The following is a 12,742-nucleotide window of genomic DNA, read 5'->3' on the forward strand; positions in this document are numbered from 1 at the left end:
GGCGCCGATGCCGACCCTCGCGTCAGTCAGACGAGTCGTCGAGGTGAGAACGCTGCGAGGGCCGCCTCGTCGCGGCCGCTGACGATCTCGGCGGCGAGCAGCTGGCCGGTGACCGGCGCGAGCGTCACGCCGAGCATCGCGTGACCGGTCGCGATCGACAACGTCTCCGACCCCGGCAGCCGTCCGATGAGCGGGAGTCCGTCAGGGGTCATGGGCCGGTCCGCGGCCCAGGGGGTCACGGCATCGGGGTCGAGGTCGGAGAAGGAGCGGCGGGCAGCGCGAAGGAGCTGCTCGGAGCGGTCGGTGCGGGTACGCCCCGGTGGGCCGAACTCCATGATCCCAGCGAACCGCAGCTTGGCGTCGAGCGGCGTCACAGCGACCTTGTCCTCGGGAAGGTAGATGGCATGACGTGGCGTGGCACCCGATGTCACCATGACGTCGATCCCGTAGCCACGCCCCGCCTGCACTGCGCTTCTCAGGCGGCGAATCCCGCGTATGCCCCCGCTCGCCGCCCCGGCCGCGACGATGACGTGGCGTGCGGCGAGCGTCTCGCCGTCGCTCAACGCGACGTCGGCGAAGCGACCGCGATCCTTCACTGAGGCGACGCGCGAGTGCGTCCGCACGTCGACCCCGAGCGACCTCACGCGCGCGGCGAGCGCGGATGCGAACGAGCCGGGGTCGATGTGCCGCTCGCGGTCGCACAGGATGCCGACCGCGAAGCGGTCGCGGAGGGCCGGCTCGAGCGCGGTGAGCTCCCCGCCTCGCACGACGCGCGGGGGCGGCGTGCCCCAGGTCTCCATGCGCTGAAGATCGGCGATGACCCTCGCCGCGGACGCCTCGGTGGTGAGCGCATAGAGTACGCCCGATCGGTGTTCCTCGAACTCCACGCCGTCCGCGCGTAGCCGATCGAACGCGTCGAACGTCCCGGCGTTCAGGGCGGCGAGTCGCTCGATTCCCTCGCGGTAGGGCCGTTCGCGGCATGCGGCGAGCATACGGACGAGGAACGCGATGTAGGCCGGGTCTGGTGAGACGGCGACGCCCAGCGGACTGTCGCCCCGCAGCAGCCATTTCAGTCCCAGGCGGATCGCTTGCGGCGACGGTACGGGCTCGCTCATGGAGGGGACCACCCAGCCGGCGTTGTGTGACGACGCTCCTCCGGCGGGCCCCGCTGCCGCTTCGAGCACGATGACGTCGCGGCCGAGCGACGCGAGGTGATAGGCGCAGGAGAGGCCGACGACGCCCCCGCCGATCACGACGTCACGTTTCGTGCTCACCACTCCACCGATCCGACGTCAGCGCCGCGGGCACGCCTGAGCAGCTCGTCGACGACGGCCGCATCCTGGATGCCTACACCCACGCTGCTGTAGACCGTGACCGTCCCGTGTTCGGCTCTCGCGGGGGCCCGTCCCGTGTAGATGTCGCCGATCTCGACGACGTCCTCCGCTGCGACGACGCCAGCGGCGATCGCGTCGGCGAGGTGTCCGCATTGCCGAATGGCGGTGTCCCGATGGTCCACGACCAGTCGCGCGCGCGAGAGGACCTCCCGGCCCACTTCGCGGCGATGAGGCGCGAAGGCCCCGATGCTGACGACGAGCGCGCCCGGTGACAGCCAGTCGCCGGCGACGACCGGGTCGAAGCTGTTCGTGCACAGGAAGGCGACGTCGGCGCCCTCGACGGCGAGTCGTGGGGAGGTCGGGACGACGATCTGCGCATCTCCCGTCTCGCGACGAAGCGACTCGCCGAGCGCGAGGGCACGGGAACGATCGGGCGACCATACGCGCACCTCCTGTGCTCCGAGATGCCGGAGCGCCGCGACGCCGTGACGCTCGCCCTGGATTCCGGAGCCGATGACCGCGACCCTACGGGGCCGGTCGACCAAGGCCCGCACCACGGCGACTGACGCCGCGACCGTCCGCAATGCCGTGAGTTCGTCGCCGTCGACGATGGCCACGGGGCGCCCCGTCTCGCCGTCCAGTGCGACGACGATCGAAGAGACGCTCGGCAGGCCGCGGGTCGCGTTCCCGGGCACCACGCTTCCGAACTTCGAGACCGCCGGCCCTCCGGCGCCCATGCGCGCGGCGTAGGAGAACACGACGCTGTTCGCGGCGCCGCGGAGGAGCACGCGCTCGCCGAGCTCAGCCCGGTCCTCGACCAGAGCGATGAAGCCCTGCTCCTGGGTGCGGACGACGTCCTCGAACGCGATCAGGCGGGCGATGTCGGAGGAGCGCAGGAGCAGGAGCGGAGATTCAGGCATGCGGTACTCCAATGATCTCGGTGCGATCGGGCGATTCGGTCCCATCCTGACCCGACCGACGACGGACGCGACTGTGCGCAACGCCCATACAAAACGCACCTCTGGGGCGCTCGGCCCAGTCAAGCGACTCGCCCGGGCGGCTAGCGTCAGTCGCATCAACCTCCTGAGGAAGGGCAGAACATGAGATTCATCGGCAAAGACGATCTCGATGACCTGACACTCGGTGCGACTCTGCTGGGCAACGGCGGAGGTGGCGATCCTTACCAGGCGCGCCTGATGGCGCTGCAGGCGATCGAGGACTTCGGTCCCATCCCGGTCGTCGAGCTCGACGAATTGAGCGATGACGCCCTGGTCGTCACCGTCGCAGTGCTCGGAGCACCCACCGTCATCATCGAGAAGATCCCGTCCGGCAAGCAGTACGTCGATGCCGTCAACGCACTCGGGTCCTACCTCGGAAAGCCGATCGCGGCGATTCTCCCCGTCGAGGTCGGCGGCATGAACACGCTCGTTCCCCTCATGGTCGCCGCCGAACTGGGTGTGCCGTGTGTGAACGCCGACGGCATGCGCCGGGCGTTCCCACAGATCGAGATGACCGTGTTCACGCTCGCGGGGCTGTCGGCATCCCCAATGGCCCTCGCCGACGAGCACGGCAATCAGGCGATCCTCGACACGACGACGAACCGCATGGGCGAGCGTCTCGTCCGCACCGCCGCCATGAACATGGGCCTGGCCAACGCCTTCGCCTCCTACCCGATGACGAAGTCGCAGGCTCAGACCGGCTCGATCCACGGGTCGATGACGTACTGCGCGGAGGTCGGCAGACGGCTCCGTGCCATTCAGGTCGGGACCGGCACGTGGGACGAGTTCTTCACATTCACCGAGGGCCGCACGATCTTCGAGGGGAAGATCGTCGACCTCGACCGTCGCACCACCACCGGCTTCGCCCGGGGCACCGTCGTGATCGAGGCGTTCGCCGATCAATCCCGCACCATGCGGATCGAGATCCAGAACGAGCTTCTGCTCGCCATCGAGGACGGCCGCACCGTGCTCACGCCTCCCGACCTCATCTGCATGCTCGATCACGAGACGGCCGAACCCATCACGACCGAACAACTCTCGTACGGTCAGCGCGTGCGGGTGCTCGGACTTCCGTGCGCGCCCGAATGGCACCGCCCCGGAATGCTCGATGTGGTCGGCCCGGCGGCGTTCGGCTACGACGTCGACTACGTCCCCTTCGAAGGAGTACGCGCATGAAGCTTCGCATCGGAATCGACGTCGGCGGCACCAACACGGACGCCGTCGTCGTCGACGAGCATGGCACCGTCGTCTCGGCGACGAAGTCCGCAACCACGCCCGACCCGTTCGACGGCATTCGCGAGTCGCTCTCGAAAGTGCTCGACGGCGTCGACTCGGCCGACATCGCACAGGCGATGCTCGGAACGACCCACCCGGCCAACGCCGTCATCCAGCGCAGGGACCTCGAGCGCGTCGGTGCGCTGCGCCTGGCCGCGCCCGCCTCGCTCGGCGTCCGCCCCGGCGCGGCATGGCCGGCGGATCTTCACGCCGCGATCATCGGACCGACTTCCATCATCCGTGGTGGGAACGAGTACGACGGAGGCGAGATCTCGCCGCTCGACGAGGATGCCGTCCGGGCGTTCGCGGCCGAGTGCGCCCGTGAAGTCGCCGCGATCTCGGTCTCGGCTCCGTTCTCGCCCGCAAGTCCCGACCACGAGCTGCGCGCTGCCGAGATCCTCGCTGAGGAGCTCGGCGCCGACTTCCCGGTGAGTCTCAGCCACAAGGTCGGCGCGCTCGGCCTCCTCGAGCGCGAGAACGCGACGATCCTCAATGCGTCTCTGCTCGGCGTCGCGCGGAATGTCGTCTCGGGGTTCCATGCCGCTCTCGCCGAGAACGGCCTCGACGTCGAGGCATTCCTGACGCAGAACGACGGCACGCTCATGTCCGCCGAAGAGGCCGTGCGCTTCCCAGTCCTCACCCTCGGTTCGGGCCCGACCAACTCCATGCGCGGCGCATGCTCGCTCGCGGGGCTCTCCGACGCCATGGTGATCGACATCGGCGGAACCTCGGCGGATGTCGGCATCCTGGTCGACGGATTCCCCCGCGAGTCGGCATCGGCCGTCGAGGTCGGCGGCGTCCGCACCAACTTCCGGATGCCCGACCTGATCTCGATCGGACTCGGCGGCGGGTCCGTCGTTCGCGGGACCGGTGCGGGTGTCACCGTCGGCCCCGATTCGGTGGGATACCGCGTGGTGACCGATGCGCTCGTGCGCGGCGGATCCACCCTCACGCTCTCGGACATCTCGAGCCGCGCCGGACGCCTCACCGGCTTCGGCGACGTCGACCTCGCGGCGCACGTCCCCGACGAGGTCGTCGCCCGGGCGCTGGCATGGGTCGACGAACAGATCGAGATCATGGTCGAGCGCATGAAGGCGAGCCGGCACATCCTCCCGCTCATCGCCGTGGGAGGCGGCTCGCACCTGGTCGCCGACCGTGTCGCCGGCGTGAGCGAGGTCGTGAGACCACCGCACCACGCCGTCGCCAACGCCTATGGCGCCGCGATCGCAGAGGCCTCGGGGAGCGTCGACCTCGTGTTCCGCTACGAAGAGCGCGGCCGTGAGGCGTGCCTCGAAGAGGCGCGGTGGGCTGCGATCGACGCGGCCGTCCGATCAGGCGCCGACCCGGCCACCGTACGCGTCACCTCACTCGTCGAGGTGCCCCTGACCTACGTCCCGGGTCAGGCATGCCGGGTCCAGGTCAAGGCCGCAGGAGCGCTGCTCAGATGACGATCGACCCCGACGGCCGGGAGATCTGGCTCGCCTACAACGCCGCCGAGAACGACCGCCACTTCGACCGCATGCTGGCGCTGGTGTCCCCGGACCTGACGGTGACGGTCAACGGCCGCCCGGCCGTGGCGTCGGCGGAGGAGGACGAGACGGCGATGCGGGCGCTGATCGCCGTATATCCGGACTACCGCCGCGAGGTCGAGGAAGTGATCGCGATCGATCACCGGGCGGTGGCACGCTGGCGGATGCGAGGCACGAGCAGCACCCGGTCCCAGTGGGACGACCTGGACGTCGCGGGATGCTCCGTGGTGACGTGTCGGGACGGCCGGATCGTCGATGCCGCGCTCTACTATGACGGCGCCGCCCTCGATCGAGTGCTCCACGAGGCGCGATCATGACCGCTCTGCCCGTCGCCGACAGCCACAATGATCTGCTGCTCGCCGTGCGGCATCTGCGCGAACGTGGACACGACGACCCGTTCGGCGCCGTCTGGCTGCCGCAGCTGCAAGCCGGAGGCGTGCGTGTCCAGGTGCTCCCGGTGTGCACCGAAGAGCAGTTCGTGGGTGAGGGGGCGCTGCGACGGGCTCTGCTCATGATCGAAGAGGCCCGAATCCTCGCCGATCGCCATTCGGATGCCGTCGCGATCGTCGAGACGGCGGCCGACCTGAACGACGCACTCGAGGGCGGTCGCATCGCCTTGGTGCTCGCGATCGAGGGCGCCGAGCCCGTCGGTCACAGCCTCGAGCTGCTCGCCACCTTCTACCGGGCGGGCGTGCGTATGGCGTCGCTGAGCTGGAACCGCCGCACGATGATGGCCGACGGCATCGCCGAGTCCGATACCGGCGGCCGCTTGACCTCGCTCGGCGCCGACGCGGTCCGATTCATGCAGCAGCTCGGCATGATCGTCGACGTATCTCACTTGTCCAAGGCGGGCTTCCACCACCTGGTGGAGGTCTCGGAGCGGCCCTTCGTGGCGTCCCACTCCTCCTGCGACGCGGTGCACGCGCATCCCCGCAATCTCGACGACGACCAATTGCGGGCCATCGCCGCCGCCGACGGACTCGTATGCGTCAACGCATTCGGTCCCTTCCTCGCCGAGGACGCCGAGATCGACGACTACCTCCGCCATGTGGAGCATGCGATCGGCGTCGTCGGCACAACACGGGTCGGCTTCGGCACGGACTTCATCGAAGACGTCGCGGAGACCGTCGACCCGATCTTCACGGGGCTGCTGATCGCTCCTGGTGACATCCCGCACACACGCGGCCTTCGGCGCCCTGCCGACTTCGTCGCCCTGACGACACGACTCTCCGAACGAGTTGGATCCGAACTGGCCCGGGCGGTCGCGTTCGAGAACCTGACGGCCTTCCTCCGCCGCGAGCTCCCGTAGCCCCGGCGCTGGTCGAGCTCGACCAGTGGATGCGCCGATCAGGTGGTCATCAGCATCCCGATGGCGGACACCGATCTCGAGGTCGCCGGACGTCGCTCCCGCATCGTTTGGACAACGGTTGCTGCACCGGGCAGCGAAATCCGGCCGTCGCGAGCCAGCATTGAGGGATGCGAAGGACCGCCGGACCGCGGCGGCGGGGCCAAGGTTGGGTCGCCGCCGGCGGCCTCGTCCTGCTCGGACTGTCGGGCTGTGCATTCCCGCCCGGCGTGTGCCCGGCGATCGGCTACCTCTCGAGTCTGGGAGTGGTCGTCGAGGGGCCGGCGGCAGCCGCGGTCGCCGAGCTCCAGGTCTGCTCGGAACAGGGCTGCGTCACGTCGGCCGCGGAGTCGCTGTCGACCGCCGCTCCCCTGTACACCGTGTCGCGCCTCGGCGAAGGCCGGTGGCGCGTGGATCTCGACCTCGATCTGCCGCGCGCGGTCAGCATCGAGGTCTTCGACGCCGACGGCACCTCGCTCGCCTCGACCGACGAGCAGCTCGACTGGCGCCGAATCGGCGGTTCGGCCGAGTGCGGCGGCCCGCACGAGACCGAGCCGGTCACGATCCGAGTCGGCTGATCCCTGACGACGAAGCCGAGACATCCGGAACCTTCTGCTATTCAGTGTTGCTATCTACCGGTACTCGTGCTTACTATGTACCGGTAATCAGTGATGCTGAGTAGATGAGGAGCCCGCGATGGGCAAGCAGGCAACGGAGATGCTGAAGGGCACGCTCGAAGGCATCGTCCTCGCGATCCTCAGCGCGAAGCCCACGTACGGCTACGAGATCACCGCGTGGCTCCGCGAGCAGGGCTTCACCGACATCGCCGAGGGCACCGTGTACGCGCTGCTCCTCAGGGTCGAGCAGCGCGGACTCGTCGACGTCGAGAAGGTCCCGTCCGAGAAGGGCCCGCCCCGCAAGGTGTTCTCGCTCAACGCCGCGGGCCGCGAGTACCTCGACGAGTTCTGGAGGACCTGGAGCTTCCTCGCCGACCGCATCGAACAGCTCCACCACGAACACCCCGACCACCAAGGAGAGCACTGACCATGGCCAGCAAGTGGATCGAAGCCCTGACCGGCTCGCTCGAGCAGAAGAAGCAGTTCCGCCAGGACAAGGCGCGCATCGACGGTCTCTCCGAGCCGTACGCCACCGGCGCGAAGGCGATGCACCGATACCTCATGTACTACGGCGGCATCGTCGACGGCGACACGCTGGTCACGATGTTCACCGACCTGGCGGACCTCTGGGAGCGCGCCGCCCTCGACGGGACGCCGGTCCGCGACCTCGTCGGCGAAGACCCGGTCGACTTCGTGGAGACCTTCGCCAAGGCGTACACGTCCAAGCAGTGGATCGACAAGGAGCGCGCACGTCTGATCGAGGCGATCGACGACGCCGAACGAAAGGAACGACCATGACCAGCGCAGCCACGCTCGAGCCGGCGATCCGCGTCCGGGGCATCGAGAAGTCCTTCCCCCAGAAGGCCGAGCCGCTCCGCGTGCTGCGCGGCGTCGACTTCGACGTCGACCGTGGCAGCATCTTCGCCCTGCTCGGCTCGAACGGCGCGGGCAAGACCACGCTCGTCCGCATCCTGTCGACCTTGCTCAATGCCGATGCCGGAACCGCGACGGTGCATGGCTTCGACGTCGCCGCCGACCCCGGCGACGTGCGCGAGTCGATCAGCCTGACGGGCCAGTTCGCCGCGGTCGACGAGGTGCTCACCGGACGCGAGAACCTCGTGCTCGTCGCGAAGCTCCGGCACCTCGATCACCCGGGCGCGATCGCCGACGACCTGCTCGCGCGCTTCGCGCTCACCGAGGCCGGCGGCCGCAAGGCGGCCACCTATTCGGGCGGCATGCGCCGTCGCCTCGACATCGCGATGAGCCTGATCGGCGACCCGCCCATCATCTTCCTGGACGAACCGACCACCGGCCTCGACCCGCAGGCGCGCATCGAGGTGTGGAACACGGTCAAGCAGCTCGCCGAGGGCGGCACCACCGTGCTGCTGACCACCCAGTACCTCGACGAGGCCGAGCAGCTCGCCGACCGGATCGCGATCCTGCACCGCGGCACCATCATCCAGAACGGCACACTCGCGGAGCTCAAGCAGCTCCTCCCGGCCGCGACGGTCGAGTACGTCGAGAAGCAGCCCACCCTCGAAGAGGTCTTCCTCGCGCTCATCGGCGACACGGCCGACACGGCCGATACGGCCGACACGGCAGAAACGGAACGATCATGACCACCCACGTCCTGGGCGACACCGGCGTCCTCACCGGCCGCTCGCTGCGGCACATCCTCCGTAGCCCCGACACGATCATCACCACGGCGGTCACACCGATCGCGCTGATGCTCCTGTTCGTCTATGTGCTCGGCGGTGCGATCAGCACCGGATCCAATGAGTCGTACATCGACTACATGCTCCCGGGCATCCTGCTCATCACGATCGCCTCGGGCGTCGCGTACACCTCGTACCGGCTGTTCCTCGACCTGCAGGGCGGCATCTTCGACCGCTTCCAGTCCATGCCGATCGCGAGGTCGAGCGTGCTCTGGGCGCACGTGCTCACGTCGGTGGTCGCGAACCTCGCGGCGATCGCGATCGTCATCGGCGTCGCGCTCATCATGGGGTTCCGCACCGGGGCGTCCGTGGGGGCCTGGCTCGCGGTCGCGGGAATTCTGATCCTGTTCACGCTCGCCCTGACCTGGCTCGCCGTGGTCGCGGGGCTCTCGGCGAAGACGGTCGACGGCGCGAGCGCGTTCAGCTACCCGCTGATCTTCCTGCCGTTCATCAGCTCGGCGTTCGTGCCGACCAAGACGATGCCGGCGCCGGTCGCCTGGTTCGCCGAGAACCAGCCGGTGACCTCGATCGTGAACAGCACCCGGGCGCTCTTCGCCGGGCAGCCGGTCGGCACCGACATCTGGATCGCGCTCGCCTGGCTCGTCGGCATCCTCGTGGTCGCGTACGGCTTCGCCATCGTCATCTATCGGCGCAAGTTCAGTTGAGCGCACCGGATGCCTCGCGGCCGAGCCGCACGAGCGACATCGCCCGCGTTCCCGGTCGGGGAACGCGGGCGGCACCGGCCCGGCACGGCACAGCCCGCACAACGGCACAGCCCGCACAACGGCACGGTGCGCCACCCGACCTCTCGACGACGAGGGACCGGGACCTGGGTCCCCGAGCCGACGCGTAGGATTGAGTCATCCCCGAACGAAAGAGGTCGCCGTGGCCGAAGCCCGTGCCGACGCCGTCGTGCGCGCGCCGTACTGGGCCGTCCCCGTCGCGCGGGGCGCGCTCGCCATCGTCCCCGCGGTCGTCATCACGTTCTCGCAAGACCACTCCCCTACGCTGGGCCTCGCCGTCTTCGGGGTCTGGGCGATCGTCTCCGGGCTCTTCACGGGCGCCGCGTCGCTGCGATTGATCGACGACCGGCTCATCCGAGCGCTGTTCGCGGTCATCGGCCTGCTCACGGCGATCGCCGGCCTGCTGGCCCTCATCACGCCCGCGAGCCTGGCCTTCCTCGTCGTACTCGTCATCTCGTGGGCGGCGATCACGGGCATCGCCGAGCTCATCGCCGGCCTGCGGGCGCGCGGCCGGACGACCGCCGCGCGCGACTGGGTGACGGTCGGCGCGGCCACCGCGCTCGCCGCGGTCGTGTTCCTCATCTTCCCCTTCGACTCGGTCAGCATCGTCGGCCTGTTCGGGGCGTACCTCGTGATCGTCGGGGTGCTGCTTGTGATCGGGGGCTTCTCGCTCAAATGGGGTGGCTCGGCTCGCGCGGCCGGCGCCCGCCCCGAGGCATCCGGATCGGAGCAGTCGTGACCCAGCAGCCCGAGGACCGGTATCAGCCCAGCCGCCGCGATCGGCTGCGGCCCGTGGAGTACGTCGGCGGCGCCGCGATCGCGGCGATCTTCGTCGGACTCATCACGCTCATGGTGACCCGCGACTGGACGCTCACGCTCATCGGCCTGGGCGGCGTGTTCATCGTCGTGCTCGTCGTCCTCGCGCTGCTGCAGATGGCGATCAAGCCGGATGCCTCGGAGCAGGCCGAGCTCGCCGAGCACGACGACCCCGAGAACCCGCCGGCTCCGCCGGCCGACCGCGGCCACTGACCCGGCGACGCACGGGCGCTGTCCGCGCTGTCGACCCGCGCCGTCCCCAGGTTTCGCGCGCCACCTCTGACCTATCGCGCCACCTACGCTGGCCGGCGCTGGCGCGAACGGTCAGAGCAGGCGCGACTGACGGAAATCGGCTGGCGCGGCGGCGGTGTCCCCCGGCCCCCAGATCAGCCCAGCGCGTCGACGAGCTCTGACGCGAGGCCGATGTAGCCGGCCGGGGTGAGCGCGAGCAGGCGCTGCTTCGCGTCGTCGCCGATCTCGAGCCCTTCGACGAACGCGGCGAGCTCTTCGCCGCCGACGCGCTTGCCGCGCGTGAGCTCCTTCAGCAGCGCGTACGGGTCGGCGATCGTCGACCGGCCGGCGACGACCTCGGCGCGGATGACCGTCTGGATCGCCTCGCCGAGCACCTCCCAGTTCGCATCGAGGTCGGCGAGCAGCAGCTCGCGGTCGAGGTCGATCTCGCCGAGGCCGCGCTGGATGTTGTCGAGCGCGAGCAGCGAGTGTCCGAACCCGACGCCGATGTTGCGCTGGGCGCTCGAGTCGGTGAGGTCGCGCTGCAGCCGGCTCGTGACGAGCGTGGCCGCGAGCGAGTCGAGCACGGCCGACGAGAGCTCGAGGTTCGCCTCGGCGTTCTCGAACCGGATCGGGTTGACCTTGTGCGGCATGGTCGACGAGCCCGTCGCACCCGCCGCGGGGACCTGCCGGAAGTAGCCGAGCGAGATGTACGTCCAGATGTCGGTCGCGAGGTTATGCAGTACGCGGTTCGCGTGCGAGATGCGACCGTAGAGCTCGGCCTGCCAGTCGTGCGACTCGATCTGGGTCGTGAGCGGGTTCCAGGTGAGGCCGAGCGACTCGACGAACTCGCGCGACAGCTCGGGCCACGAGACATCCGGAGCCGCGACGACGTGCGCCGAGAAGGTGCCCGTCGCGCCCGAGAACTTGCCGAGGAACTCGGTCGCCTGGATCTGCAGCTCGATGCGGCGCAGACGGTGCGCGAAGACCGCGAGCTCTTTGCCCATGGTCGTGGGGGTCGCGGGCTGCCCGTGCGTGCGCGAGAGCATCGACGCGTCACGGTGCTCGCGCGCGAGCGCGGCGAGCGCCTCGATGACGACCGTGAGCTTGGGCAGCCAGACCTCGCGCACGGCGTCGCGCACGGTGATCGCGTACGAGAGGTTGTTGATGTCTTCGCTCGTGCACGCGAAGTGCGTGAGCTCGGCGAGCTCGGTGAGTCCGCGCTCGGCGAGGCGGCGGCGCACGTAGTACTCGACGGCCTTCACGTCGTGGCGGGTGGTCGCCTCGAGCGTTGCGAGCTCGTCGATGTCGGACTGGCCGAAGTCGGTGACGATCTGGCGGAGCGCGGCCTTCTGGTCGGCGCTGAGCGGCGAGGTGCCGAAGAACCCGTGGTCGGTCTGCGTGATGAGCCACTCGACCTCGACCTGCACGCGGGCCCGGTTGAGCCCGGCCTCGGAGAGGTGCTCGCCGAGCTCGCCCACCGCCGCGCGGTAGCGTCCGTCGAGGGGGCTGAGCGGCTGGGGAGGCAGCGACATCTATCGGATTCCTTGTCTGAGAGCTGGTGCGAGTTGCCGGAACAGCGACTGCGTCGACCGCTCTATCATCCCAAGAACTCGATCGAAGGTTTCCGCGTCCGAGTAATACGGGTCAGGGACGTCTTGCAGGGGCGCGAGATCGCCGTCGAACTCGAGCAGCAGCCGCACCTTCTGCTGATCGAGCAGGCTGCGCGCCCAGTTGCGCAGGATCCGCGCCTGGCCGCGGTCGAACGCGACCACGAGGTCGAGCATCGGGAACCGGCCGGGATCGAACTGGCGCGCGCGGTGCGTCGAGCCGTCGTAGCCGGCGCGATCGAGCGCGTCCAGCGTCCGATGGTCGGCCCGCTCGCCGACGTGCCAGTCGCCGGTTGCGGCAGATTCGATCGCGAGGGCGCCCTCGAGCCCTTCGCGTTCGGCAAGGGACCGCAGCACGACGGCGGCCATCGGCGAACGGCAGATATTGCCCGTGCACACGAACGACACCCGGAACGGCTGCGCGGCGTCCCCCGCGGGTTCCGCTCGCGTCATTGCTCCATTCTGGCGAGATCGGGGCCGGTGCACCAGATGAGGGATCGTGCCACTCGTCCTCCACAGGCGCGTGGCT

The 12,742-nt window shown here is 69.4% G+C and carries 15 protein-coding genes; 11 read left to right on the top strand and 4 right to left on the bottom strand.

The annotated features are described in order from the left end of the window. Positions 1-26: 26 nt before the first annotated feature. Together RH864_RS05755 and RH864_RS05760 are read right to left on the bottom strand one after the other, a co-directional pair. Positions 27-1,274, bottom strand: coding sequence for an NAD(P)/FAD-dependent oxidoreductase (locus tag RH864_RS05755; RefSeq protein WP_310516566.1), 1,248 nt, complete (start codon positions 1,272-1,274; stop codon positions 27-29). Beyond that, a complete protein-coding gene (locus RH864_RS05760) occupies positions 1,271-2,254 on the bottom strand; it encodes an ornithine cyclodeaminase family protein (protein ID WP_310516567.1) in 984 nt (327 codons plus the stop codon). Before RH864_RS05760 ends, RH864_RS05755 begins: the two co-directional genes overlap by 4 nt. Positions 2,255-2,434: 180 nt before the next feature. On the opposite strand from RH864_RS05760, the gene RH864_RS05765 reads away from it, so the two are divergent. From RH864_RS05765 to RH864_RS05815, 11 genes are all read left to right on the top strand, one after another. Further along, on the top strand, positions 2,435-3,508 hold the full coding sequence (locus RH864_RS05765; protein WP_310516568.1) for a DUF917 domain-containing protein: 1,074 nt from the start codon (positions 2,435-2,437) through the stop codon (positions 3,506-3,508). Beyond that, positions 3,505-5,055 carry a hydantoinase/oxoprolinase family protein gene (locus RH864_RS05770; RefSeq protein ID WP_310516569.1) on the top strand — a complete coding sequence of 517 codons (1,551 nt, stop codon included), beginning with the start codon at positions 3,505-3,507 and terminating at the stop codon, positions 5,053-5,055. The genes RH864_RS05765 and RH864_RS05770 overlap by 4 nt, the downstream gene beginning before the upstream one ends. Further along, positions 5,052-5,453, top strand: coding sequence for a nuclear transport factor 2 family protein (locus tag RH864_RS05775; RefSeq protein ID WP_310516570.1), 402 nt, complete (start codon positions 5,052-5,054; stop codon positions 5,451-5,453). The genes RH864_RS05770 and RH864_RS05775 overlap by 4 nt, the downstream gene beginning before the upstream one ends. Beyond that, positions 5,450-6,445 carry a dipeptidase gene (locus RH864_RS05780; RefSeq protein WP_310516571.1) on the top strand — a complete coding sequence of 332 codons (996 nt, stop codon included), beginning with the start codon at positions 5,450-5,452 and terminating at the stop codon, positions 6,443-6,445. The genes RH864_RS05775 and RH864_RS05780 overlap by 4 nt, the downstream gene beginning before the upstream one ends. 167 nt (positions 6,446-6,612) lie before the next feature. Beyond that, on the top strand, positions 6,613-7,059 hold the full coding sequence (locus tag RH864_RS05785; protein ID WP_310516572.1) for a hypothetical protein: 447 nt from the start codon (positions 6,613-6,615) through the stop codon (positions 7,057-7,059). Between the two features lie 118 nt (positions 7,060-7,177). Further along, positions 7,178-7,525 (top strand): PadR family transcriptional regulator, encoded by a 348-nt coding sequence (locus RH864_RS05790; protein ID WP_310516573.1) that lies wholly within the window; start codon positions 7,178-7,180, stop codon positions 7,523-7,525. A 2-nt stretch (positions 7,526-7,527) separates the two neighbouring features. Beyond that, positions 7,528-7,896 (top strand): DUF1048 domain-containing protein, encoded by a 369-nt coding sequence (locus tag RH864_RS05795; protein ID WP_310516574.1) that lies wholly within the window; start codon positions 7,528-7,530, stop codon positions 7,894-7,896. After that, positions 7,893-8,717, top strand: coding sequence for an ABC transporter ATP-binding protein (locus tag RH864_RS05800; RefSeq protein ID WP_310516575.1), 825 nt, complete (start codon positions 7,893-7,895; stop codon positions 8,715-8,717). Before RH864_RS05795 ends, RH864_RS05800 begins: the two co-directional genes overlap by 4 nt. Further along, complete coding sequence (locus tag RH864_RS05805) at positions 8,714-9,478, top strand: ABC transporter permease (RefSeq protein WP_310516576.1); 765 nt, start codon at positions 8,714-8,716, stop codon at positions 9,476-9,478. The genes RH864_RS05800 and RH864_RS05805 overlap by 4 nt, the downstream gene beginning before the upstream one ends. Before the next feature lie 220 nt (positions 9,479-9,698). Then, positions 9,699-10,295, top strand: coding sequence for an HdeD family acid-resistance protein (locus tag RH864_RS05810; protein ID WP_310516577.1), 597 nt, complete (start codon positions 9,699-9,701; stop codon positions 10,293-10,295). Further along, positions 10,292-10,585, top strand: coding sequence for a hypothetical protein (locus RH864_RS05815; protein ID WP_310516578.1), 294 nt, complete (start codon positions 10,292-10,294; stop codon positions 10,583-10,585). The genes RH864_RS05810 and RH864_RS05815 overlap by 4 nt, the downstream gene beginning before the upstream one ends. A 173-nt stretch (positions 10,586-10,758) precedes the next feature. Here the strand turns inward: RH864_RS05815 and purB are convergent, their stop codons facing one another. Together purB and RH864_RS05825 are read right to left on the bottom strand one after the other, a co-directional pair. Further along, complete coding sequence (gene purB / locus RH864_RS05820) at positions 10,759-12,138, bottom strand: adenylosuccinate lyase (RefSeq protein WP_310516579.1); 1,380 nt, start codon at positions 12,136-12,138, stop codon at positions 10,759-10,761. Next, complete coding sequence (locus tag RH864_RS05825; protein WP_310516580.1) at positions 12,139-12,666, bottom strand: low molecular weight protein-tyrosine-phosphatase; 528 nt, start codon at positions 12,664-12,666, stop codon at positions 12,139-12,141. Between the last annotated feature and the right edge of the window lie 76 nt (positions 12,667-12,742).

It is taken from the genome of Agromyces aerolatus, from assembly GCF_031432255.1.
Classification (GTDB): domain Bacteria; phylum Actinomycetota; class Actinomycetes; order Actinomycetales; family Microbacteriaceae; genus Agromyces.